Below are 22,414 nucleotides of genomic sequence, written 5' to 3'. Positions count from 1 at the left end.
AACACCGCGTTTAGCTCGTTATCCGTTGCTGTCTGCCGTGTCAGTGGGAGCGCATTATAGGGAGAAACAAAATCAACGCAACCCCTTTTTTAAAGAAAACTGCAAAAAATGGATCGTTTGAACAAAAATAAAACTAAAACTACTGTATTTAACTGTTATAGATCTATTTAAGATCTAAATTGCTACATTTAAGATGTTTTATATAGAGAAGGGTTTAGCTAAATAGCTATATATAGAAGAGCTGAAATTTAATTTTGGCCATAAAAAGAAAAAGCCGAGCATAAGCTCGGCTTTTTGTGTCTTTTACGACTTACTCTGCAGACTGTGCGTCTTCTTGAACGTCTTCGCTCGCAACTGGGCGATCTACTAGTTCAATGTAAGCCATTGGTGCGTTGTCGCCTGCACGGAAGCCACACTTCAAAATACGAGTGTAACCACCAGGACGGCCTTCGTAGCGAGGACCAATCTCGCTAAACAACTTACCAACAACTTCTTTATCACGCGTGCGAGCAAATGCTAAACGGCGATTTGCAACGCTATCAGTCTTAGCCAGTGTGATTAAAGGTTCAATTACACGGCGCAGCTCTTTCGCTTTAGGCAATGTTGTTTTGATGATTTCGTGCTTCACCAAAGAACCAGCCATATTGCTGAACATCGCTTTGCGATGGCTGCTGTTACGGTTTAATTGACGACCACTCTTACGATGGCGCATGACCCTATCCTTCTAACTAAACTAAATATAGTGATTTAGATTACTCAGCTAAGCTTGCTGGCGGCCAGTTTTCTAGGCGCATGCCTAGAGAAAGACCACGTGATGCAAGCACGTCTTTGATCTCAGTTAGAGACTTCTTACCTAAGTTAGGTGTTTTCAGAAGCTCAACTTCGGTACGCTGTACTAAATCACCGATATATTGAATTTGCTCGGCTTTCAAGCAGTTTGCTGAACGAACTGTTAGCTCAAGATCATCAACTGGACGAAGCAGAATAGGATCGAATTCTGGCTTCTCTTCCTTCTCTTCTGGCTCAGAAACATCACGTAAGTCTACGAATGCTTCTAATTGCTCAGCAAGAATGGTCGACGCACGGCGGATCGCTTCTTCAGGATCTAAAGTGCCGTTTGTTTCCATATCAATGATTAACTTGTCTAAGTCAGTACGTTGTTCAACACGTGCTGATTCGACCGAGTACGCAATACGCTCAACTGGGCTGAATGATGCATCAAGCAACAAACGGCCGATTGGGCGCTCATCGTCTTCAGAGGATACGCGGCTAGAAGCTGGTACATAACCACGACCACGCTCAACACGGATGCGCATGCTGATCTCGCTATTGTCAGTTGTTAAATGACAAATTACGTGATCAGGATTGCTGATTGTTACATCACCATCGTGCTGGATATCTGCCGCAGTCACAGGGCCTACACCAGATTTAGTCAGGGTCAGAAAAACTTCATCTTTGCCTTCGATATTAACTGCTAGACCTTTAAGGTTTAACAGGATTTCAATGATGTCTTCTTGTACGCCTTCTTTCGCGCTGTACTCATGTAAAACGCCATCAATTTCTACCTCAGTAACTGCGCATCCAGGCATAGATGACAACAGAATACGACGTAGAGCGTTTCCTAGAGTGTGACCAAAACCACGCTCAAGCGGCTCTAGTACCACTTTTGAACGAGTTGGGTTGATAGCGTCGATATCGACTAACCTTGGTTTTAGGAATTCGGTTACAGAACCCTGCATTTTATCCTCTCTTAACTCTTAACTTTACTTCGAGTAAAGTTCGACGATTAGTTGTTCGTTAATGTCCGCAGACAGATCAGAACGCTCAGGCAGGCGCTTAAAAGTACCTTCCATTTTCTTACCGTCAACTTCAACCCAAGTTGGCTTCTCACGTTGCTCAGCCAATTCTAGAGCTCCAACGATACGTGCTTGCTTCTTCGACTTCTCACGAATTTCTACCTGATCTTCAGGAGTAACGTTGAAAGAAGGAATGTTTACAACACGACCATTAACCATAATCGCTTTGTGACTTACTAGCTGACGCGCTTCAGCACGTGTGCTTGCAAAACCCATGCGATATACAACATTGTCTAGACGTTGCTCTAGAAGCTGAAGTAGGTTTTCACCTGTATTGCCTTTAAGGCGAGCAGCTTCTTTGTAGTAGTTACGGAATTGCTTTTCAAGGATGCCGTACATACGACGAACCTTTTGCTTTTCACGTAGCTGTAGACCGTAGTCAGATAAACGACCCTTACGGGCGCCGTGCTGACCAGGTGCTGTCTCAAGTTTACACTTAGAGTCGATAGCTCGTACGCCGCTCTTAAGGAACAGGTCAGTACCTTCACGACGACTTAGCTTGAGCTTAGGGCCCAAATATCTTGCCATGTTCTTTCTCCTAACCTATTGTTATACGCGACGTTTCTTCGGTGGACGACAACCATTGTGTGGAATTGGCGTCACGTCAGTGATGTTTGTGATACGGAAACCAGCAGCATTCAATGCACGTACAGCAGACTCACGGCCTGGACCTGGACCTTTAATGAATACTTCTAAGTTCTTCAAACCGTATTCTTGTGCAGCAGTACCTGCACGCTCTGCAGCTACCTGAGCAGCGAATGGTGTAGATTTACGTGAACCACGGAAACCTGAACCACCGGCAGTTGCCCAAGAAAGTGCATTACCTTGACGGTCTGTAATCGTAACAATAGTGTTGTTGAAAGACGCATGAACGTGAGCCATGCCATCAGCAACTTGCTTTTTGACCTTCTTACGACGAATTGGTGCTTTAGCCATAATTTACCCCACCTTATTTCTTGATAGGCTTGCGAGGACCCTTACGAGTACGCGCGTTAGTCTTAGTACGCTGACCACGTAGTGGTAGCGAACGACGGTGACGTAAACCACGGAAGCAACCAAGGTCCATAAGACGCTTGATGTTCAAAGTAACTTCACGACGAAGATCACCTTCTACAGTGTACTTGCCAACTTCTTCACGAAGCGTGTCAAGAGTTTCGTCATTTAGTTCACCGATTTTAGTATCTTCTGCGATACCTACCGCTGCCAAGATCGCCTTAGCGCGGGTTTTACCTACACCATAAATTGAGGTTAAACCAATAACCGCATGTTTATGATCAGGAACGTTAATGCCAGCTATACGGGCCACTAACACATCTCCTATAGTTTAAATTTGGTAATCATCTTCTCGAAAAGCCCGTTAGGATACTCAAGTGATGACCAAACTACAATGAAAAACACAGGCCGAGCATACCACTCAGCCTGCATGACTTGTTTAATTAGCCTTGCCTTTGCTTGTGCTTAGGCTCACTGCAAATCACACGTACAACGCCGGCACGTTTGATTACTTTGCAGTTACGGCAGATTTTCTTAACGGAAGCACGTACTTTCATTACTCAACTCCGTAAACCGACCTTATCGGCCATAGCCTTTAAGGTTTGCTTTTTTCAGCACAGAATCATACTGATGTGACATCAGATGGGTCTGTACTTGTGCCATAAAGTCCATGATCACAACAACGATAATCAAGATTGATGTACCGCCGAAGTAGAATGGCGTTTGCCATGCCATGGTCATAAACTCGGGCACTAGACAGATAAAGGTAATGTACAAGGCACCTGCCAATGTCAGGCGTGTCATTACTTTATCAATGTATTTCGATGTCTGCTCACCTGGACGAATACCTGGAATGAAAGCTCCAGATTTTTTCAGGTTGTCTGCAGTTTCACGCGGGTTGAAAACCAACGCAGTGTAGAAAAAGCAGAAAAAGATAATAGCAGCAGCCAAGACCATTGCGTACAGCGGTTGACCCGGAGTCAATGCTGTGGAAATGGCTTGTAACACGTCAGCTACAGGACCTTCACCCTGGCCGAACCAGCTTGCAATTGTACCAGGGAACAGAATGATACTACTAGCAAAGATTGGTGGAATAACCCCAGCCATATTTACTTTCAACGGCAAGTGTGTGCTTTGAGCAGCGTACACCTGACGACCTTGTTGGCGCTTTGCGTAGTTAACAACAATACGACGTTGACCACGTTCAAAGAAAACCACCAAGTAAGTAACGGCAAACACGATTACCGCAATCAATACCAGTACCAAAATGTTCAATTCACCTTGGCGCGCCATTTCGGCTGTCGAACCAATAGCAGACGGCAGGTTAGCTACGATACCAACAAAGATCAGAACTGAGATACCGTTACCGATACCACGCTCTGTAATTTGTTCGCCCAACCACATTAAGAACATACAGCCGGTTACTAAGCTCACTACAGCAGTGAAATAGAAACCAAAACCGGGGTTAACAACTAACCCGTCCATCATGTTCGGTAAGCCAGTAGCAATACCGATTGATTGGAACGTAGCAAGCACGAGCGTACCATAACGCGTGTACTGACTGATTTTCTTACGCCCCTGTTCACCCTCTTTTTTCAGCTCTACCATCGCAGGATGTATATGCGTTAGTAGCTGCATGATAATTGAGGCCGAAATATAGGGCATAATACCCAGTGCAAGTACCGAAGCACGCTCAAGCGCACCACCGCTGAACATGTTGAACATTTCAACAATGGTGCCCTTCTGTTGCTCGAAGAATTCGGCAAGTACAGCGGCGTCAATCCCAGGGATCGGCACGAATGAACCTAAACGGTAAATAATGATAGCACCGAGTACAAATAGTAAACGACGCTTCAACTCCGCAAGCCCGCTTTGTGCACTTTGCATATCGTGACCTGGTTTAGCCATAAAGTACTTCCTTACTCTTCTACCTTGCCTCCGGCAGCTTCAATCGCTTCGCGTGCACCTTTGGTCACTTTAAGACCTTTAACAGTGACGGCGCGAGAAACTTCACCAGATTTAACTACTTTAACGAACTGGATGTTCTTCTTAACCAGACCAGCTGCTTGTAACGCGTTTAGATCTACCACATCGCCTTCAACTTTAGCGATTTCGAATAGATTCACTTCTTTAGTCGCAAGAGACTTGCGTGAAGTGAAACCAAACTTAGGTAGACGACGTTGCATAGGCATTTGACCGCCTTCGAAACCAACGCGCACTTTACCACCAGAACGTGATTTTTGACCTTTGTGACCACGGCCACCAGTTTTACCTAGGCCAGAACCGATACCACGGCCCACACGTTTGCCGGCTGATTTTGCACCTGCAGCAGGTGAAAGTGTATTCAAATTCATTCGAATTACCCCTCAACCTTAACCATGTAAGAAACTTGGTTGATCATACCACGTACTGAAGGCGTATCTTCTAGCTCTACAGTGTGGTTGATACGACGTAAACCAAGGCCACGTAATGTAGCTCTATGCTTCGGCAAGCGGCCGATTGAACTACGTACTTGAGTTACTTTTACTGTATTTGCCATGGTGTCTTACCCCAAAATTTCTTCAACGCTAAGACCACGCTTCGCAGCAACTGCTTCTGGAGACTTCATGTTCTCTAGTGCTGAGATAGTTGCGCGAACAACGTTGATCGGGTTAGTCGAACCGTAGGCTTTTGACAATACGTTTTGTACACCAGCTACTTCTAGTACTGCACGCATCGCACCACCGGCGATGATACCAGTACCTTCAGATGCTGGTTGCATGTACACTTTAGAACCAGCGTGACGACCCTTGATAGGGTGCTGAAGTGTATTGCCTTTAAGCTCTACCTTGATCATGTTACGACGTGCTTTTTCCATTGCTTTTTGAATAGCAGCTGGAACTTCACGTGCTTTACCATAACCAAAACCTACTTTACCTGCGCCGTCACCTACTACTGTAAGTGCAGTGAAGCTAAAGATACGACCACCTTTAACCACCTTAGACACACGGTTTACCGCGATTAGCTTTTCAGCCAAATCAGGCTGTTGTTGCTTTGCTTCTACGTTAGCCATTGTCTACTCCTAGAATTGCAGACCGGCTTCACGCGCTGCATCCGCAAGCGCCTTCACACGGCCGTGATATTTAAAGCCACTGCGGTCAAAAGCGATACTTTCGTTAACGCCTTTTTCAGCCGCACGTTCTGCAACTGCTTTACCCACTGCTTGAGCAGCTTCGATGTTGCCAGTGCCTTTAACTGTTTCAGCAATTGCTTTCTCAACAGTAGAAGCAGCAGCCAGTACACTACCCTCAGCATTAATAACCTGAGCATAGATGTGACGTGGCGTGCGGTGGATAACAAGGCGGATTTTGCCCTGTTCAATAAAATTTCTACGTGAGCGCTTAGCGCGACGTAGACGTGCTGTTCTCTTATCCATCGTCCTACCTTACTTCTTCTTAGCCTCTTTACGACGCACGTATTCGTCAGCATAGCGAACACCTTTACCTTTATAAGGCTCTGGCTCACGGTATGCGCGAATGTTTGCAGCAGTTTGACCAACTAGCTGCTTGTCTGCGCCCTTAACAACGATCTCAGTTTGGCTCGGAGCTTCAATCGTGATGCCCTCTGGGATCTCGAAGTTGACTGGGTGTGAGAAGCCTAGCGTTAAATCTAGTACTTTACCTTTCACCGCAGCACGGTAACCAACACCAACTAGCTGTAGCTTCTTCTCGTAACCGTCGTTCACACCAACAATCATGTTGTTGATAAGTGCACGTGCAGTACCAGCTTGAGCCCAAGCGTTAGCAACGCCTTCTACAGGTTTAGTGGTGATTACATTGTCTTCGAATGAAACTTCAACCGCTTCGTTGATAGCACGGCTAAGTTCACCATTCTTACCTTTAACTGTGATGTCCTGGCCTTTTAGCGTGATTTCTACACCGGCTGGAACATTAATAGGTGCCTTTGCTATACGCGACATAGTCCCCTCCGATTACGCTACAAAGCCAATGATTTCACCGCCCACGCCAGCGCTACGCGCAGCACGGTCAGTCATCAGGCCTTTAGAAGTTGATACGATAGCGATACCTAGACCACCCATTACCTTAGGTAATGCGTCACGTTTCTTATAGATACGTAGACCAGGGCGGCTAACACGCTGGATGTTTTCGATTACAGCTTTGCCTTCGAAGTACTTAAGCTCGATGTTTAGTTCAGGTTTAGCGCCTTCTGTTACTGAGTAACCAGAAACATAACCTTCATCAGTTAGTACTTTAGCAACTGCTATTTTCAGCTTTGAAGATGGCATTGAGATAGAAACCTTCTTCGCAGTCTGGCCGTTACGGATACGTGTGAACAAATCCGCAATAGGATCTTGCAAGCTCATTGTCTTACTCCCGTGATTCTATTACCAACTAGCCTTTTTAAGGCCAGGAATTTCACCGCGCATAGCTGCTTCGCGAACTTTGATACGGCTTAGGCCGAACTTGCGAAGGTAACCATGTGGGCGGCCCGTGATGTTACAACGATTACGTTGACGTGCAGGGCTTGAATCACGCGGAAGAGTCTGAAGCTTCAGAACCGCGTCCCAACGCTCTTCATCTGATGAATTAACATCGCTGATGATAGCTTTTAGTGCCGCACGCTTTTCAGCGTATTGGGCAACTAGTTTAGTGCGCTTTGCTTCGCGCGCTTTCATTGAATTCTTTGCCATAACCCTACCCTTATTTCTTGAATGGGAAGTTAAACGCTTCTAACAACGCACGGCCTTCCTCATCATTCTGCGCAGAAGTAGTGATAGTGATGTCTAGACCACGTACACGGTCTACACGATCATAATCGATTTCTGGGAAGATGATTTGTTCACGTACGCCCATGCTGTAGTTGCCGCGACCGTCGAAAGACTTAGCGCTTACACCACGGAAATCGCGAATACGCGGGATAGCGATTGAAACCAAACGCTCAAAAAAGTCCCACATACGCTCGCCACGTAGGGTTACTTTACAACCAATTGGGTAGCCTTCACGGATCTTAAAGCCAGCAACTGATTTGCGTGCTTTCGTGATAAGAGGCTTCTGACCAGAGATTGCTTCTAGATCAGCAACAGCGTTTTCTAGAATTTTCTTGTCAGCTAGGGCTTCGCCCACACCCATGTTTAATGTGATCTTTTCGATCTGAGGGACTTGCATGACAGAGCTGAAACCAAACTTCTTTTGAAGTTCAGCGACTACTTTGTCTTTATATACTTCATGCAGTTTCGCCATCGTCTACTCCAACTATTAAATAGTTTTACCAGTAGATTTGAAGATACGTAATTTCTTACCGTCTTCAATCTTGAAACCTACACGATCTGCTTTACCCGTTTCCGAGTTGTAGATCGCAACGTTTGATACGTCGATAGACGCTTCTTTCTCAACAATACCGCCAGCTTGGTTCAACTGAGGAACAGGCTTTTGGTGCTTCTTGATAAGGTTTACGCCTTCAACAAATACTCGACCAGTTTCAGTAACAACTGAAAGCACTTTACCGCGCTTACCTTTGTCTTTACCGGCCAGTACGATTACTTCGTCATCACGACGGATTTTTGCTGCCATGATCGACTCCTTATAGTACTTCTGGTGCTAGTGAAACGATCTTCATGAACTTTTCAGTACGAAGTTCACGAGTCACAGGGCCGAAGATACGGGTTCCGATTGGCTGGTTGCTATCGTTTAAGATAACAGCCGCATTGCTATCGAAACGGATCAAAGAGCCGTCTGGACGACGAACGCCTTTTTTGGTACGCACAACAACCGCGTTTTTAACATCACCTTTTTTAACTTTGCCGCGAGGAATCGCTTCCTTAACAGCAACTTTAATGATGTCACCAACCGATGCGTAACGACGGTGTGAACCGCCAAGGACTTTAATACACTGCACTTTGCGGGCGCCGCTGTTATCTGCAACGTCCAGCTGAGTTTGCATTTGGATCATCTTAATGTGCTCCGGTGTAGTTACAACTCGCCATAATTCCGTTAAAAATTAAGGCATTAAATAAATTATCCGCTCAATTAACAGGCAACTTTTCGGTTACTTGTGTGCTGAGGGCGGGCAATTGTATCAGTAATGGCGGGCAAAAGGTAGGCTAATTTTTAATTAATTTCTTTACTTAGCTCGGTTAATAAAGGCTCTGAGGGCCCTAAGGTGAGAACAGAAAATTATCGAAAACAGGCTATTTTTCGCACCATCAATTGCTTATAAAATCACCAAGGCACAAAAGTGCCTTGCTGCTGTATATATATATGGGGGGAATTAGCCGCCAAACAAGCCTTTGAGTTTGTCTTTTACTTTTTCTTTGGCTTTTTCTTTCACTTCCTCTTTGGCAGCCTCACCAACGTCCAAGTTAACCGCCACGTCATGGAAAGGACCTTTTATACGAACCGGAATTTTGAAACCGGTACTGTCATCGGTGGTGCCTTGACCTTCGATTGAATCCACAATCCCCGTTACTAAGCGGTAGTTTACCTTGGTCGCGGGGAGATCCACTTGGCCTTCACCAGTAATACGAATGAGCGGGCTTAGCAACGATAAATCTGAGTTGACGCCAACGCCTTTGGTAAAGTTCATACTCCCCGTTAAAGCGGTAAAGTCTGTCTGCTGTGACTTATCAAAGCCAGTATTAAGGCCTTGTGACAGTGCGGATGTATTTCCCTTAACGAGTTCCTTCGCCTTTCGCACCAATTCAGCAATGTTCGCTCCTTTAACAGCACCATCGGCAAAACTGAATGCTAATTTGCCAGCCAGCGCATCAACGAACTCTTGTTGGCTTTGCCCTTCGGTAGTCAGTTGCCAATTAAGCGCTCCTTTGCCCATTAACTTATCAAACTTCACCGCATCGCTAAGAAGAGGCTCAGCATTTATACCACTGAGGTCAAACTGAGTATCGATTTGGTAAGGCTGTCGCGCTGCGTTCAGCGTTACTTTGCCGGTTCCCTGGCCTTCATAGGCGGCGAATTTATCCATACTGAGAGTGGCTACGGCATTATCAAGCTTAATACTGAATTGGTTCTCACCGAGTGTAATATCACGCGCTTTTAAGCCGCTTGAGCGAACCACAATATCGGCATCAAGGGCATTCAGGGCAGAAAGATCTATCGGCGTATCATCCCACTCTATGGGTTGAGCCTGAGAATCATCGTTACTTGGTTGCTCGGTATTCGCGGCAGGCTCCGGTAAGTAAGGGTTTAAATCTAGCATGCCCAAATCTACGTTGGCAGTAAGCGCTAAACGCTCGCCAAGGTGAATCGTACTCATACCTTCGATGGCAAGCTGATCTAACGTCGCCACGAGCTTATTAATAGTAAAAGCCTGTCCTTGCAGTTGCATACTGCCCTCTACACGGAAATCATTAAACGCGTTGTCTTTGGCATTAAGCTCAACGCCTTGCCACTTGGCAATGCGCTTCACCGAATCCCCTTGCAACATCAAAGTGCCGCTAATATTTCCACCCTGCTCAGCAATGTTGCCTTTGAATTCCATATCAACAAGCGCAGATGTTAAGTTTTGCGTAAGCGTAAATGGTCGACCTTCGATGGCTTTGATTGGGTTATCCAATTCTATATCAAGGTTAAACCGCTCACCCATGTACGTTATGCCCCCTTCTAATTCTAAAGGTTGGCGTAACGATTTAAGTAATACCGCTAATTCCAAGTCGCTAATTTGTTGTTTACTTCCAGTTTGCCCGTCCAGATAGGTAAACTGACCACCATAAATAGCTACTTCTCCAAGCTCAATATCAAAGTTGTCTGGCAGCTTGACTTGGCCTTGCTCAGTGCTTTGTTGCGATTGCTCAGTTGCGACCTTATCAAAGAGCTGCCAATTGCCTTGGCCTTGGGCATTTGTTTCCAGCAACACATCCGGCTCACGGATAACAAACTTATCCAGCTTCACTTCGCCAGAGAATAAGGTGCTCCAGGGGATATGCACATCCAATTGTTTCATCGTCGCCATATTGGCTCGCGATCCCCCTTCCATATTGCTAAAGCTAACATCATTAAGCTCTAATCGCAGTGAAGGGAAAATCGCTAAGTCTTTATCGCCGGCAATCGTCAGTGTGCGCCCAGTGGTGCTTTGTACCTGCTCTGACACTTTATTGAAGATGGCATCGACAGGAATAAAGAAAGGAATGGCGATGAGTAAGCCGATAATTACGACTATGATTACGCCCAAAACCTTGGCTAGGGTCTTCATGGTGAACCTCGTTCCATTAAAGCAAATGTGTTTAGCATAAACTAAAGTAGTTATCTGTGTAATTGTAGTTAAAGTTCATGAATATAGGATGATAGTTGCTGAGCCAGCGTATGCACTGCTTGCGCCATGGTTTTATCCCAAGGTAGGGCGAAGGTCATACGAAAAAAACGCGCATAATCGATTTGTGGCATAAAGAGTTCGCCAGGCGCAATGGCGATACGCCGAGTAATCAACCGTTGCCATAGCTCATCACTGCAGCCCCCTTGAGGAAGCTCAAACCATAAGCTTGGCCCACCACCGATGTCTTGGTACAAATGCGCAACGCCAAAGTGATTGAAAATTTCATCAACCTGCTGGTACTGCCTTAATAGTTGCGCTCGTAAACGTCGGGTTAAACGGCGATAGTCACCACTGCGATACAAATGAGTAACCAGCTCTTGGCTCGCGATGTCGCTCGCCTCACTAAGCACTGATTTAGTCAAAATAATATCAGCAGCGCAATTACGGCAGAGCATATACCCCAAGGTTAGAGCAAAGGACAGTGTATCACTGTAGTCACATATGCTGATCACCGCTAGAGAGCTATCTTCATCTAAGAGGCTCGCAATTGACGGAGGTCGAAACTCACTAAAACTAAGCTCACCACGGTCATATTCGATTAGCGCAACATCATGGCGCTGCGCCCAAGCCAACAATGCACGTTTTTGTTGTTCGCTCAGCAGGCGCCCTGTCGGATCTTGATAATTAGGGTTAAAAATATAAGCGCGAATGTCATGCTCTTGCCGAGCCTGCTCCAATAATGCCAATTCGGTTTCGAAGTCGGGCTGTATAGGGACACCCACATAAGCTTGAGCGCTGTGGTGCAAATGCGCCAATATAAAAAATGAGCTTGGAGACTCAACTGCCACCTTATGCTCACTCAACCCTAATCCCTTTAACGCCAAAGTAAGTGCCGAACTGCGTCCATGGGTGATCACGACCTCGGCTGGATTTATAAGCTGCTGACTCAACGCATAATGTGTCGCAATTTCTTGACGCAGCGAATCAATACCGGCTTCACGATTGTCTTGGAGTAATTTAAATGGGCGCTGCCTGCGCACACGCTTTTGCGCCCGCGTGAGTAGCGCTTCGTTATCTAATACCGTACTTGGCCCAGTGCAGGATAGCGGCACTATATCTGCGTCGTTAAAACTGTATTGCACCGCTTTGTGTAACGGCATGGAAATCAGCTCACTTGGGATTAATTTATCACCAAAGTTTTGTTGCGCAGTGCTTTGTTGACGAGCACAAACGTAATAACCACTGCGCGGCCGGGCCTCAATGAGTTGCTGTCTTTGCAAATGTTCATAAATTTTAGCAGCTGTCGATATCCCAACTTTTCTTTCACGAGCGAAATCTCGAACAGAAAGAAGCCTATCACCCTGTTTTAATTGGCCATTATTAATTGACTTAGCTAGTACCTCGGCCTCTCGCTGATAGATAAAACTAGGCATCTGTATTGCTTATTTTTCATTTTCACTGTGTCTGTTTTGCTTTTTTACGTGCCATTACACTGGTTGTCAAACGAAAAGGAGCTAACATGACCCTATTAATAGACACACCAAGGCTGCAGATGCGTCATTTCCGGCTTGCTGATGCCGAAGCAGTGCGCGCATTTAATGCCAACACCGAAGTCACTCGATATACCGGAGACCCCGCTCAGATAAGCACCAGCGAACAGGCTCGGCGCCTCATCAAAGAGGTTTGGTTACACGAATATGAACGTTATGGTTACGCTCGCTATGCCTTGATACACAAGCAACACAACAGGTTAATTGGATTTTGTGGTTTTAAGTTCAACCCGCAACAACAGCTTGCTGATTTAGGCTACCGCATGCTTCCTCAGTATTGGCAACAGGGTCTTGGCTATGAGGCGGCACAAAGCGTCATGACATATGGGCTAACCACCCTCGCATTACCAGGAGTTTATGCCGAAGTAGATAGTGCCAACACGGGCTCTGTACGCATTTTGCAAAAACTTGGTTTTACGCACACGGATTCATATCGTCAATGGGGGCTCAACCTACAACGCTATGATTATATGTGTGCTCCCTATAGTAGATAAGCCACCGGGCTACTTAAAACAGCAAAGTCAATATTGCATCAACACACAATGTCAGTATGATGCACAGCCCCGCTTAAAGTGGGCTGTGTTGTATCAAGTGGAGTTGTAGTACCAAGCATGAAGAAGTTGCTTATATCCCCATCAAAAATGGCGCTGGGTGAACAAGAAAGTCAGATTTATCAAAATATTTTAAAACAGGCGACCGATATCAGCCTAAATCTAATGGCGGTGAAGGTTGAAAACCACCCAGACGAGTTCTTAGGTTGGTGTTATGAGTTACTTGACGCACTCAATAACCGCCTAAACTACGAGTTACTAGAGCCTCAGCAGCTCCCTTGTGTAAAGAAGCTACAAACACTGCTTACTGAAGCCATTAGCTTTTTGCAACTGAAGGCCTTACGTATTACTCCCTGGCCAGTGCTATGTGAATACTTGCAACAGCAGCAATCACGCGTTTTATTAGATGAACACTTAGCCTTATGTGACTACATCGACAGGTTACGGGAACAGTCGTTAGCTGAACTCAGTAAAGAGGACCGCCTTGTAGTCGCGGGTAAACACCTCAACAACCATGACCCAGCAGTCTACCGCTTTGATGTCGAGCTCTTTGCTGCAACGAGAAGCAATAAAGCATTTCACCAATTGCTGGCTGATTTCCCAGCTCTTTTTGATCAGGCTTTGGCGCACATTCCACTACAAGGAGAGGTAACGCGCGAGCATTACAGTGCCTTTGTTACAGCCTATCAAAGCATCTTCATCGATGCCGATGAAAAGCCTACACTTGCTCCGGCAACGCGCCTGTTAGCCACGCGCCGACCCGATGTATTCACTCCTGCCAGCCAAGCTAAATTAGATACTTTGTGCGCTGCGCTAGGTGTTGCCAAATTGAGTAACCGTGACTTCGAGCGATATTGGCAGGAGCTGGTATGCACTATAACTCGTCTACCCTGGTACACTATGGCCAGCGGCGACAATGACCTAGAGCAACGCTTGTGTGCCAACAAAGCACTCTTACCATGCTTATTTTTCTATTTCGCCGAGGATAGTGCGCAGCAATCAAACTACTACAAGCTGCTCCATAAGCCGAAGCGTTCATCTTCCAGCAAAGCACCTAGACGCAGCAAAGAGTCTGCAGCAACGCTGGTAGATAGAGCTTTAGCCGAAGATGATATCCCAGAGCATATTCGCGCCAAGCGCGACTCTATCATCGCCGAAGTGGAGAAAGGCCGCAGCATCAATGATACCCTCACCTTGATGCGCACCATTTTCGGTTAACCCCTCATCCCATACAGAGCGCCGCTCGGCGCTCCAGCTTATCAAGCTCCTCCCCCTGGTTTGCAGCAACAGTACCAGCGCATAACAAGCCACGGTGGTGTGAATTATCTCGGTGCATCCGCATAAAATATGCACCAGGGTCGTGCAACAGATCACTTTGTGAAATCAGGCCATTTCCAAAAATCAATACCAAGCTGTTGAAAAATATTTAATTATTAATTTATTTCATACTCTGGCATGGCCTTTGCCCTGTTTATGCCAACACAGCGCGAAAACGGGAATGAAACAATGATAAAAACAACACGCTGGCAAGTCTCGGGGCTACTCTGTCTCGCCCTGTTGCCTATTACAGGTCATGCTAAGAACAGTCTAACTGCGAATGTGGCGGCTAGTTCAAACTATTATTGGCGAGGGATCACACAAAGTGATGACCAAGCCGCAGTATCGGGCGGCTTAGATTATGCTACGGACAGTGGCTTCTATATGGGGACTTGGCTATCCAATATTGATTTCGGCGAAGCCGCAAGCACTAGTTATGAAATGGATTTGTACGCTGGCTTTGGCGGCACAGCGGGAGAAATCGATTACGACGTTGGCTATATCTATTATGCCTACCCTGATGCCGCTGACGATATTGGCTTTGGTGAGGTTTATGGTTCACTAAGCTGGCAATGGCTGAGCGCAGGAGCGAGCTACCTACTTAATGCCGAAGACGATGCCACCAGTGAAGAAGATATGCTTTATTTAGAGCTCAATGCCAGCTTTCCAGTTTTCACCGACACTGAGCTCGCATTCCACCTAGGCCACTCAAGTGGTGACACCGTTCGGGAGTGGTATGGTGAAGATGATAGTTACTTAGATTATGGCGTCAGCATTAGTAAAGCCGGGTTCACACTTGGCCTGTTGCAAACTGATCTTGATGCTGATGACGATTTGAAAGCCTACGTGTCCTACAGTATGGACTTTGATTTGTAGGTATTTACCGACTTATTGTTGCTGCAAACCAGGGGCCGTCAGGCCCTTTATCTTTTATTTTTCTCATCAAAAACCTGCTTTAGAGCTTGCACTAATTGAGGATCAGAGTGTTTATTCACTGCCAAGCATAATGGCGTTCGTTGACTTTGCTGTAACTCCCACACCTTGATTACTGTATTGGCCGATAACTCCCTTTGGCGCAGCGCTAAGGTCATCGCAGCTTCTGTATTTAAAATTAAATCTAACCTTCCAGCTAGAAATTTAGTCATGCTGACCTCAATGCTAGCCGCCACATCTAAGTGCCGCTCATCACTAAACCCCTGTTGCCGCAAATGCTGATGAGCCCAGCCGTCTCGACTCACTGCGAGCGTATACTGCTTCACATCAGCCAATGAATGCACTTTTATGCGCTGATCATCACTGCGCTTGTAGATAAACATAGGGGTGGGCGCACTGATGGGACAAAACCAGTGAAATAACTGGTGCCGCTGTGCGGTTTTATAAATTGCGAATATACCGTGGTTAGCGCGAGTTTTAGCTAAATTATAGGCTCGCGCCCAAGTAGTCAGGTGAATATCAGCATCAATATTGGCGGCTTCTAAAGCCCCACGCACAGCTTGCGTTGCCCGGCCAACCACCTGACCCTGCTCATTAAGGTAGTTGTAGGGCGGCCAGTGCTCTGTATAAAGCTGCAGCTGGGGCTGCGCAACGAGGCTAAAGCTAAGACTCATTGCAATTAGCCACACCCAGATGTGATATTTAAGGTACTGCATGGCCTTTAGATGCCTGCCATATTCGATACCATTGCTCATGGCTTAATTCTAGCAGCTGAGCGCAAATTGCACTGCGAATACGCTCAATATTCCCCGTACCTAACACCACAGCAGGCTGGCTTGGGTGCTTCAACAACCACGCATATACCACTTGATCTAGGCCGCTTGCCCCGATTTCCTGTGCGATTTGCTCTAGTGTTTGCCGTAACTTGTGTGCCTTTTCAGTCATACTCGTAAATATCTCGCCGCCCGCCAGCGGCGACCAACACATCGGGTTTATGCGCCAACGTTGACACTGATCTAAAGTACCGTCGTCTAATGCATTCATCTGATAGGGAGAGAACTCAATTTGGTTGGTTTGCAGCGGGAAATCCAACCGCGACTGCAATAACTCAAACTGACTGGTGGTAAAGTTAGAAACCCCGAAGTGCAATACATCACCACGCGCTCTCAAGGTATTGAATGCTTCAGCGACTTCATCTGCCTGCATTAAGTAGTCTGGGCGGTGGATCAGCAAGCAATCTAAACGGTCGGTGTGAAAATGCTGCAGTGACTTTTCAGCACTGGCGATAATATGCTCACGGCTGGAGTTATAGTGATTAACATGCCCGGGCACAGCGCGCTTACCCTGCTGCAGCGCAATGCCGCACTTGGTGATGATACGAATTTGTTCACGTACGCTGGGTTTGAGCTTTAATAACTCTCCGAACACCGCTTCACAGCGATATTGACCATAAATGTCAGCGTGATCTGTATCGACAATGCCCTGCTCAATACATTGCTCGACAAACGCGAGATTTTGTTGGGCGCTGCGCTGCCAATCGAGCATACGCCAAAACCCTAACACTAAAGGCGAAATAGTTCTGTGTGCCATACTTTGCAACCTGATATTTTTTTGCCACTATAGCACAGCCCATTGGCAGCCCTTCAAGGTACATCTTTGTCGTGATCAGTTTATATTTGGTGTTTTACAGCGCATTTCTACTTTGGCAACAGTGGGTGTTACCAGCTGCCAGTGAAGACATCCAGGGCATTGTCTCAACGCCACGGCAATGCGCACAGCAACTCAGAAAACCAATCACCACGCACACTGACGTCCTACCACAGCGTATTGAAGTCCTCAGTTGGAATATTTATAAAGCACAACATGAACAGCTGCTACCGGATTTAAGAGCGCTGTCTCAGGGCGTTGACTTTGTCCTTTTACAGGAGGCGTTTCGCGACCAACAACTCTTTGCTATCAAGCCTAATGCACGCTTTTCCCCCGGCTTCCGAGGGTGGTCAAAACAAACCGGTACCTTATTGCTCAGTGATTTTCAGCCGCAGCTCTATTGTCGCTTTTACCAACGCGAACCCTGGCTGCGAACACCGAAGGCATCAAGTATAAGCCGTTATGCGCTAGCGCAGGGGGGCAGTTTACTTGTGGTGAACCTCCACGGTATCAACTTTACCTGGGGCACCGAAGACTATCAACGCCAACTAAAAACCTTAACCCTGCTCATTGCTCAGCATAGCGGGCCTGTTATTTTTGCTGGCGATTTCAATACCTGGAGCCACTCCCGTCAACAATTAGTACAGCAGCTATTAACTCCTTTACAGTTAGCACCGGTGACCTTATCCCCTGACCAGCGCACGCGTTTTTTTGGCTACGCTCTGGATCAAGTGTGGACCCGAGGGGTAAAAATAAAAAGAGCTCAAGCGTTGACACGCGAGAGCTCAGATCATAACCCGATATTGGTATCGTTAAGCTTATAGCTTTTTCACGTTATTAGCGCTATCACGATCGACTAATTTAATGAGTGGGTCGACACCTGCAAAACTTGGCCGCTCATCAACGTACAGCTCTAGTGTATTGGCGCCTGAGACCAGCTCATGCTTTTGTAAGTAAATCACTGAATCGTTGGCACTTAACTGTTCAGGGTCAAAGTGGAACAAGCCGATATCCACCAGCTGCTGCATGGGCTCTTCTGTCTCGACCCCCTCACCATTGGCATATACTTTTTTGGCATCAATGCTCAAGGTCACTTTAAACTTACCGCTTTGCTCATTTGTTTCACTCACGACTACATCTTCTAGCGCTAGCTCATACAAAGTGATGCGTTTAAACTGATCATCAATAAAGGCCTGTTCTTGCTCATTCGCTTGCGCTTTGAGGTGACGCAACAGGTCAAGAGTTGTGGGGTAAGGGTTCGTTTGGTACTTAAACTCCTGTAAAAAGTGCCGTAATGCCGTGTTGGTGCGCTTATCGCCTAACCTATCAGCAACCGCCATCATCACCACCGAGCCTTTACGATAGTGTAAATATTGCTGATTTTCAGAGCGATATAACGGCATCTCGCGATAACTTTCCATAGTGCGGCCCTGTAAGTAACGATCTAGCTCATACTTGAGGAACTTACGCAGCTTCTGCTCGCCATATTTTTCCGCCATCACTTGCAGTGCACTGTACTGAGATAAGGTTTCAGATATGACCGCCGACCCCTGCACATTGGCGGCACCAACTTGATGTCCCCACCACTGGTGCGCAACCTCGTGAGCGGTTACATAATAAGGCAGGTTAATATCATCTGGGTCTCGCAAGTCGGTGATGAAGCCAATACGTTCAGAATAAGGAACGGTGTTTGCGAAGCTCTGCGCAAAGCCACGGTAACCTGGGAACTCGAGAATTCGTAGCTGTTTATGCTGGTAAGGACCAAACTCTTTGGTGAAATAATCGATAGAGTCCTTAGTAGACTGGATCATCGTATCGACATTCCACGGGTGGTCACGATGATAATAAACTTCAATATTGATGCCTTTGTAACGCTCTTTCTTCACCTCTAAGCGGGCCGACATAATATTGTAGAAGTCCACCATAGGTGCATCCATCTCATAGCGATAAGTCCGGCGTCCGCGTTCTTCATCTACTTGCTCACTTTGCAAATAACCTGGGGCGATAGCAAATTGATCAATATCAGTGCTCAGCGTGGCGCTGAAATCAATAAAACCGACGTTGGCACCAAAGAAATTTTGCCCATAATAGCGACTATCCTTGAGGTCATTGGCACGCTCAAGCTCAGGTAAATCACGCTTGCGACGCTCGTTGCGATCCCATAACTGGTAATCAAGGCGATAGCCAAATACCGGTAATAGTTCCGCGTTATTAATAAAGGTGCCATTTTCAACCAAGCTGGTATCAAAGCCGCTATCTTTAAAGCCTTGGTGGGCACGTACCACAGTTAAAGTGCCTTGACGCACCTCCCCTGGCTGCAAAGGTTTTTCGAACTCAAACCACCAAGTGTTTAAGTCATCAATCTTTTCACCTAAGGCACCGCCTTCTAGTTGCACCTGCCATTGTTCACTGTACTGCGGTTTACTCACCAAGAAACGTTCAATCACTTGCTCAGTTGGGTTGGTGAACGCGATATCGGCTTGTGCTTCAATACGTCGGCGCTGCGGATAGATATCAGCGGCAATATCCACCTTAGTTAACATAGGCACAGGCGCTTCTTTATATTGGCCCAATTGCTTTTCGTATTGCACCTGCAGAGCTTGAATATCGTCTTTGGTATGAAATTCGTTCAGTACCCGCGTGTTGTGGTATATCCACGCGCCACTGGCGACAAACATCACCAACCCACAGACTGCCAATACTTGCCCTTTACCGCCTAAGTTATAACTGAGCAGTCGTATGCGCGCCAATAGGCTTTGTTGCGGGCCTCGGTGCCATAAGCCGTAGCCTAACGCTGCCAAAGCTAAGGTCATACCTAACCAATACACATTGTACCAATGCACTGCATTAAGAAAGTGACCGTAAGTATTCAAATCAGAATAAGGAGCGGCTGGGGAGCCGGCAAAGTCATACATGTTGTGACTAAAGCCATAGTTGTTAAGGATCAGACTTACGGCGTAATAGACAATAAACAGTACCATGCCCACATATTTATTGGGGCTGATCACTTGGAAGAAGAAGGCCAACACTGTGGTCATAAATAACGGCACTAAGGTTAAGTAACCCAAGCGGAATAAGTATTGACCCAGTTCGATATTAAAGTGGCCTTTGATCAACTGATAACTCATAGTGAGCGCCATCCCCACTACATATAACATCACTAATACAGCGGTCACAGCGGTTAACTTCGAGCCCCAAAACACTAAGTTATGTGCTGGGTAAGAATCGATAATATCGCCAAACTTTGAGTTGCGTTCGCGCCATACCACTTCAGCAGAGTAGTACACCAACACAATGACCATCAACACGCCCATGGCCCCTTGAATAAGCGGAACCATAGTTTGAGTCAGTGGCCAGTTGGATACGCCATAGCTGACCCCTGGTGCGAGTAGCGGAGCAATCAGCATAAACAGCGTGATGGTCGCTAAAATTAAAAACGCTGGGCTCATTAATACCTGAGCAAACTCAAAACGGGTGCGCATCATAAACTGACTGCGGGTATTAATGCTCTGTACTCGCACAGAGATATTGTTGGCTAATGCTTGTTGCGCGCGCTTACGCATTGATTGCGATACACCTGGGCGCTTTTTATCTTTACCTTGGCTTTGATAACCACTTTTTAGTCCTAGCAGCGCAAACACGACTCCTGCGACAGCGAGCCATAGCACGCGGTTATACAGCAGGTAGCTGGAAAAAGGTAATAACAGTTCATTCTTCTCAACCGTGGTCCAATAACGCGTTACATCTGCAAATGCACCATAACCAAAGGGGTCTAATAATGCCGCCCACACCCGTACCGACGGCTCTTCAAAATACACCGAAAGGGTCGAATAAGTGAGAAATAGAATCACGGCGGCAATATATACAGCCATCATGGTGCGAAAACGCAGCGCCGCTACATGACAAAACACCGCAATCACAAACAAAGTGGGCAAAGCAAGGACCAGATAAGGTTGCAGGTAGTGAGATAAATGCTGCTCACCCAGCAGCTCTGCTGGCGACCAACCAAGCATGACGCCAAAAGCGCTCCCCGCAAACACACCTAAAGGTACAAACAGCATTACCACCGCAGTAACCACAAAAGAGCCTAAAAAGTGACCCAAGGTGTAAGCTTGCTTATTAAAGGGCTTGGTGTACACCAGCTCTAGCATGTTTTCAGTATCGTTGCGTAAGCTGGATGAGGCGACAAAGTTCACCACCGCAAAAAGCACGAAATTCAACGCCACAACTTGCACAAACGCATTCACAAACGGGCCGTTGAGATGCACGTTAGAACCCCACAACGGGAGGTTATCGCTCATGGTCATGGCAAACGAAAGTAGGAAAAACAATAAACTACAAACGTAAAAAGATGGCTGGCGCAAAAAATAGCGCAGCTCAAAGGTGAGCATTTTAAGTAACATATGCCCTCCTACGCCTGTGCCGCTGCACGTTGCTGGTATAACGTCGAGAAATACACGTCTTCTAAACTACTGGGCACAGCCTCAAATCCTTCCGGCGGCGCATCGGCGAATACATGCAAAATAGTGTTGCCAGCAAACAAGCGTTTAGAAATCACTGGTAGGTGCTGCTCAAGCTCTAACGCCTGCTGCTGATTGGCCACTTCTTTACGCCAAATCTGGCCATTAAGCTGATGGGTTAAATCGATAGGATTGCCTTGCAGGAGAATTTCGCCACCCGCTAGCACCGCCATGTTAGGGCATAACTCACTGACATCATCAACGATGTGAGTTGATAAGATCACCACTTTTTGCTCACCCAAACTAACTAATAGATTGTGAAAGCGATTCCGCTCTTCAGGGTCTAAGCCGGCCGTCGGCTCATCGACTATCAGTAAGTCAGGGTCGCCAAGCAGAGCTTGAGCAATGCCAAAGCGTTGGCGCATGCCTCCTGAAAAACCACTCACTGCTTTAAGTTTATGCTCATATAAGTTGGTGTGCGCAAGTAGGCCATCAACCACTTCTTTACGCTCTTTGGCGTTGTCTAAACCTTTTAATATCGCCATATGATCGAGCAAATCTGCTGCACTAACTCGGGGATAGACGCCGAAACCCTGTGGCAGATAACCCAAGCGGCGGCGCACTTCTTGCGGCTGTTTAAATACATCCAGTCCATCAAATTCGATGGTGCCGCTATCCGCTGTTTGTAAGGTTGCAATGGTGCGCATCAATGATGACTTTCCTGCACCGTTCGGCCCAAGGAGCCCAAACATGCCTTTAGGGATTGTTAAATTCACTCCTTTGAGCGCTTGCACGCCATTGCCATATGTTTTGGTAAGGCCTTGAATCGAAAGCACGGGGTA

Annotated in this window: 27 protein-coding genes; 4 read left to right on the top strand and 23 right to left on the bottom strand. The window is 46.6% G+C overall.

Annotated elements, in window-relative coordinates; all coding sequences use genetic code 11:
• Positions 1–310: 310 nt before the first annotated feature.
• From rplQ to MHM93_RS13830, 19 genes are all read right to left on the bottom strand, one after another.
• Entirely contained in the window at positions 311–712 is a 402-nt protein-coding gene (rplQ, locus tag MHM93_RS13920; RefSeq protein WP_022943959.1) for a 50S ribosomal protein L17, read from the bottom strand.
• A gap of 40 nt (positions 713–752) precedes the next feature.
• On the bottom strand, positions 753–1,739 hold the full coding sequence (rpoA, locus tag MHM93_RS13915; protein WP_022943958.1) for a DNA-directed RNA polymerase subunit alpha: 987 nt from the start codon (positions 1,737–1,739) through the stop codon (positions 753–755).
• A 24-nt stretch (positions 1,740–1,763) separates the two neighbouring features.
• Positions 1,764–2,384 (bottom strand): 30S ribosomal protein S4, encoded by a 621-nt coding sequence (gene rpsD / locus MHM93_RS13910; protein WP_022943957.1) that lies wholly within the window; start codon positions 2,382–2,384, stop codon positions 1,764–1,766.
• 21 nt (positions 2,385–2,405) lie between these two features.
• On the bottom strand, positions 2,406–2,792 hold the full coding sequence (rpsK, locus tag MHM93_RS13905; protein ID WP_022943956.1) for a 30S ribosomal protein S11: 387 nt from the start codon (positions 2,790–2,792) through the stop codon (positions 2,406–2,408).
• Positions 2,793–2,805: 13 nt separating this feature from the next.
• Complete coding sequence (rpsM, locus tag MHM93_RS13900) at positions 2,806–3,162, bottom strand: 30S ribosomal protein S13 (protein WP_022943955.1); 357 nt, start codon at positions 3,160–3,162, stop codon at positions 2,806–2,808.
• Between the two features lie 130 nt (positions 3,163–3,292).
• A complete protein-coding gene (gene rpmJ, locus MHM93_RS13895) occupies positions 3,293–3,406 on the bottom strand; it encodes a 50S ribosomal protein L36 (RefSeq protein WP_002959476.1) in 114 nt (37 codons plus the stop codon).
• Positions 3,407–3,428: 22 nt separating this feature from the next.
• Positions 3,429–4,757 (bottom strand): preprotein translocase subunit SecY, encoded by a 1,329-nt coding sequence (secY, locus tag MHM93_RS13890; RefSeq protein ID WP_022943954.1) that lies wholly within the window; start codon positions 4,755–4,757, stop codon positions 3,429–3,431.
• An 11-nt stretch (positions 4,758–4,768) separates the two neighbouring features.
• A complete protein-coding gene (rplO, locus tag MHM93_RS13885; protein WP_022943953.1) occupies positions 4,769–5,203 on the bottom strand; it encodes a 50S ribosomal protein L15 in 435 nt (144 codons plus the stop codon).
• A 5-nt stretch (positions 5,204–5,208) separates the two neighbouring features.
• On the bottom strand, positions 5,209–5,388 hold the full coding sequence (gene rpmD, locus MHM93_RS13880) for a 50S ribosomal protein L30 (protein WP_081604373.1): 180 nt from the start codon (positions 5,386–5,388) through the stop codon (positions 5,209–5,211).
• A 6-nt stretch (positions 5,389–5,394) separates the two neighbouring features.
• Complete coding sequence (gene rpsE, locus MHM93_RS13875) at positions 5,395–5,901, bottom strand: 30S ribosomal protein S5 (protein WP_022943952.1); 507 nt, start codon at positions 5,899–5,901, stop codon at positions 5,395–5,397.
• Between the two features lie 9 nt (positions 5,902–5,910).
• Entirely contained in the window at positions 5,911–6,264 is a 354-nt protein-coding gene (rplR, locus tag MHM93_RS13870) for a 50S ribosomal protein L18 (RefSeq protein ID WP_239449470.1), read from the bottom strand.
• Between the two features lie 9 nt (positions 6,265–6,273).
• Positions 6,274–6,807, bottom strand: a complete 534-nt coding sequence (gene rplF / locus MHM93_RS13865) for a 50S ribosomal protein L6 (protein ID WP_022943950.1) — start codon at positions 6,805–6,807, stop codon at positions 6,274–6,276.
• A 12-nt stretch (positions 6,808–6,819) separates the two neighbouring features.
• On the bottom strand, positions 6,820–7,212 hold the full coding sequence (rpsH, locus tag MHM93_RS13860) for a 30S ribosomal protein S8 (protein ID WP_022943949.1): 393 nt from the start codon (positions 7,210–7,212) through the stop codon (positions 6,820–6,822).
• A gap of 21 nt (positions 7,213–7,233) precedes the next feature.
• Positions 7,234–7,539 (bottom strand): 30S ribosomal protein S14, encoded by a 306-nt coding sequence (gene rpsN / locus MHM93_RS13855; protein WP_022943948.1) that lies wholly within the window; start codon positions 7,537–7,539, stop codon positions 7,234–7,236.
• A gap of 10 nt (positions 7,540–7,549) precedes the next feature.
• A complete protein-coding gene (gene rplE, locus MHM93_RS13850; RefSeq protein WP_045980290.1) occupies positions 7,550–8,089 on the bottom strand; it encodes a 50S ribosomal protein L5 in 540 nt (179 codons plus the stop codon).
• Between the two features lie 15 nt (positions 8,090–8,104).
• A complete protein-coding gene (gene rplX / locus MHM93_RS13845; RefSeq protein ID WP_022943946.1) occupies positions 8,105–8,419 on the bottom strand; it encodes a 50S ribosomal protein L24 in 315 nt (104 codons plus the stop codon).
• A gap of 10 nt (positions 8,420–8,429) precedes the next feature.
• A complete protein-coding gene (rplN, locus tag MHM93_RS13840; protein ID WP_022943945.1) occupies positions 8,430–8,798 on the bottom strand; it encodes a 50S ribosomal protein L14 in 369 nt (122 codons plus the stop codon).
• 318 nt (positions 8,799–9,116) lie between these two features.
• Positions 9,117–11,054, bottom strand: a complete 1,938-nt coding sequence (locus MHM93_RS13835; RefSeq protein WP_239449469.1) for an AsmA family protein — start codon at positions 11,052–11,054, stop codon at positions 9,117–9,119.
• A 68-nt stretch (positions 11,055–11,122) separates the two neighbouring features.
• A complete protein-coding gene (locus MHM93_RS13830) occupies positions 11,123–12,547 on the bottom strand; it encodes a PLP-dependent aminotransferase family protein (protein WP_239449468.1) in 1,425 nt (474 codons plus the stop codon).
• A gap of 86 nt (positions 12,548–12,633) precedes the next feature.
• On the opposite strand from MHM93_RS13830, the gene MHM93_RS13825 reads away from it, so the two are divergent.
• The 3 genes from MHM93_RS13825 (at position 12,634) to MHM93_RS13815 (ending at position 15,408) form a co-directional block, all read left to right on the top strand.
• Entirely contained in the window at positions 12,634–13,158 is a 525-nt protein-coding gene (locus tag MHM93_RS13825) for a GNAT family N-acetyltransferase (protein WP_239449467.1), read from the top strand.
• Between the two features lie 117 nt (positions 13,159–13,275).
• A complete protein-coding gene (locus MHM93_RS13820) occupies positions 13,276–14,433 on the top strand; it encodes a hypothetical protein (RefSeq protein ID WP_239449466.1) in 1,158 nt (385 codons plus the stop codon).
• Positions 14,434–14,721: 288 nt separating this feature from the next.
• Positions 14,722–15,408 (top strand): TorF family putative porin, encoded by a 687-nt coding sequence (locus tag MHM93_RS13815; RefSeq protein WP_152440104.1) that lies wholly within the window; start codon positions 14,722–14,724, stop codon positions 15,406–15,408.
• Positions 15,409–15,455: 47 nt separating this feature from the next.
• Here MHM93_RS13815 and MHM93_RS13810 read toward each other — a convergent pair whose 3' ends face one another.
• Both MHM93_RS13810 and MHM93_RS13805 read right to left on the bottom strand, forming a co-directional pair.
• Positions 15,456–16,139 carry a transporter substrate-binding domain-containing protein gene (locus MHM93_RS13810; RefSeq protein WP_171035451.1) on the bottom strand — a complete coding sequence of 228 codons (684 nt, stop codon included), beginning with the start codon at positions 16,137–16,139 and terminating at the stop codon, positions 15,456–15,458.
• Between the two features lie 28 nt (positions 16,140–16,167).
• Positions 16,168–17,055 (bottom strand): aldo/keto reductase, encoded by an 888-nt coding sequence (locus tag MHM93_RS13805; protein ID WP_239449465.1) that lies wholly within the window; start codon positions 17,053–17,055, stop codon positions 16,168–16,170.
• A 71-nt stretch (positions 17,056–17,126) separates the two neighbouring features.
• Here MHM93_RS13805 and MHM93_RS13800 point away from each other — a divergent pair, with 71 nt between their 5' ends.
• Entirely contained in the window at positions 17,127–17,936 is an 810-nt protein-coding gene (locus MHM93_RS13800; protein WP_239449464.1) for an endonuclease/exonuclease/phosphatase family protein, read from the top strand.
• On the opposite strand, the gene MHM93_RS13795 is transcribed toward MHM93_RS13800, so the two are convergent.
• Positions 17,931–21,515, bottom strand: coding sequence for a M1 family aminopeptidase (locus MHM93_RS13795; RefSeq protein ID WP_239449463.1), 3,585 nt, complete (start codon positions 21,513–21,515; stop codon positions 17,931–17,933). The genes MHM93_RS13800 and MHM93_RS13795 overlap by 6 nt on opposite strands.
• An 8-nt stretch (positions 21,516–21,523) precedes the next feature.
• Complete coding sequence (locus MHM93_RS13790; protein WP_239449462.1) at positions 21,524–22,408, bottom strand: ABC transporter ATP-binding protein; 885 nt, start codon at positions 22,406–22,408, stop codon at positions 21,524–21,526.
• Positions 22,409–22,414 lie beyond the last annotated feature (6 nt).

Origin of the sequence: Pseudoalteromonas sp. MM17-2, assembly GCF_022347945.1 — a bacterium.
GTDB classification, from domain to species: domain Bacteria; phylum Pseudomonadota; class Gammaproteobacteria; order Enterobacterales; family Alteromonadaceae; genus Pseudoalteromonas; species Pseudoalteromonas ruthenica.
Note: the sequence above shows the minus strand (reverse complement) of the source record. Positions and strands in the feature narration are given on the sequence as shown.

Coding starts and splice junctions, on each gene's coding strand:
- rpsE (WP_022943952.1), bottom strand. CDS start 5,901: ATGGCTAACGTAGAAGCAAAGCAACAACAGCCTGATTTGGCTGAAAAG.
- MHM93_RS13805 (WP_239449465.1), bottom strand. CDS start 17,055: ATGGCACACAGAACTATTTCGCCTTTAGTGTTAGGGTTTTGGCGTATG.
- rplO (WP_022943953.1), bottom strand. CDS start 5,203: ATGAATTTGAATACACTTTCACCTGCTGCAGGTGCAAAATCAGCCGGC.
- rpoA (WP_022943958.1), bottom strand. CDS start 1,739: ATGCAGGGTTCTGTAACCGAATTCCTAAAACCAAGGTTAGTCGATATC.
- MHM93_RS13815 (WP_152440104.1), top strand. CDS start 14,722: ATGATAAAAACAACACGCTGGCAAGTCTCGGGGCTACTCTGTCTCGCC.
- MHM93_RS13795 (WP_239449463.1), bottom strand. CDS start 21,515: ATGTTACTTAAAATGCTCACCTTTGAGCTGCGCTATTTTTTGCGCCAG.
- rpsK (WP_022943956.1), bottom strand. CDS start 2,792: ATGGCTAAAGCACCAATTCGTCGTAAGAAGGTCAAAAAGCAAGTTGCT.
- rplE (WP_045980290.1), bottom strand. CDS start 8,089: ATGGCGAAACTGCATGAAGTATATAAAGACAAAGTAGTCGCTGAACTT.
- rpsN (WP_022943948.1), bottom strand. CDS start 7,539: ATGGCAAAGAATTCAATGAAAGCGCGCGAAGCAAAGCGCACTAAACTA.
- MHM93_RS13810 (WP_171035451.1), bottom strand. CDS start 16,139: ATGAGTCTTAGCTTTAGCCTCGTTGCGCAGCCCCAGCTGCAGCTTTAT.
- MHM93_RS13820 (WP_239449466.1), top strand. CDS start 13,276: ATGAAGAAGTTGCTTATATCCCCATCAAAAATGGCGCTGGGTGAACAA.
- rpmJ (WP_002959476.1), bottom strand. CDS start 3,406: ATGAAAGTACGTGCTTCCGTTAAGAAAATCTGCCGTAACTGCAAAGTA.
- MHM93_RS13830 (WP_239449468.1), bottom strand. CDS start 12,547: ATGCCTAGTTTTATCTATCAGCGAGAGGCCGAGGTACTAGCTAAGTCA.
- rpsH (WP_022943949.1), bottom strand. CDS start 7,212: ATGAGCTTGCAAGATCCTATTGCGGATTTGTTCACACGTATCCGTAAC.
- secY (WP_022943954.1), bottom strand. CDS start 4,757: ATGGCTAAACCAGGTCACGATATGCAAAGTGCACAAAGCGGGCTTGCG.
- rpmD (WP_081604373.1), bottom strand. CDS start 5,388: ATGGCAAATACAGTAAAAGTAACTCAAGTACGTAGTTCAATCGGCCGC.
- MHM93_RS13835 (WP_239449469.1), bottom strand. CDS start 11,054: ATGAAGACCCTAGCCAAGGTTTTGGGCGTAATCATAGTCGTAATTATC.
- rplX (WP_022943946.1), bottom strand. CDS start 8,419: ATGGCAGCAAAAATCCGTCGTGATGACGAAGTAATCGTACTGGCCGGT.
- rplQ (WP_022943959.1), bottom strand. CDS start 712: ATGCGCCATCGTAAGAGTGGTCGTCAATTAAACCGTAACAGCAGCCAT.
- rplN (WP_022943945.1), bottom strand. CDS start 8,798: ATGATCCAAATGCAAACTCAGCTGGACGTTGCAGATAACAGCGGCGCC.
- rplR (WP_239449470.1), bottom strand. CDS start 6,264: ATGGATAAGAGAACAGCACGTCTACGTCGCGCTAAGCGCTCACGTAGA.
- rpsD (WP_022943957.1), bottom strand. CDS start 2,384: ATGGCAAGATATTTGGGCCCTAAGCTCAAGCTAAGTCGTCGTGAAGGT.
- MHM93_RS13825 (WP_239449467.1), top strand. CDS start 12,634: ATGACCCTATTAATAGACACACCAAGGCTGCAGATGCGTCATTTCCGG.
- rplF (WP_022943950.1), bottom strand. CDS start 6,807: ATGTCGCGTATAGCAAAGGCACCTATTAATGTTCCAGCCGGTGTAGAA.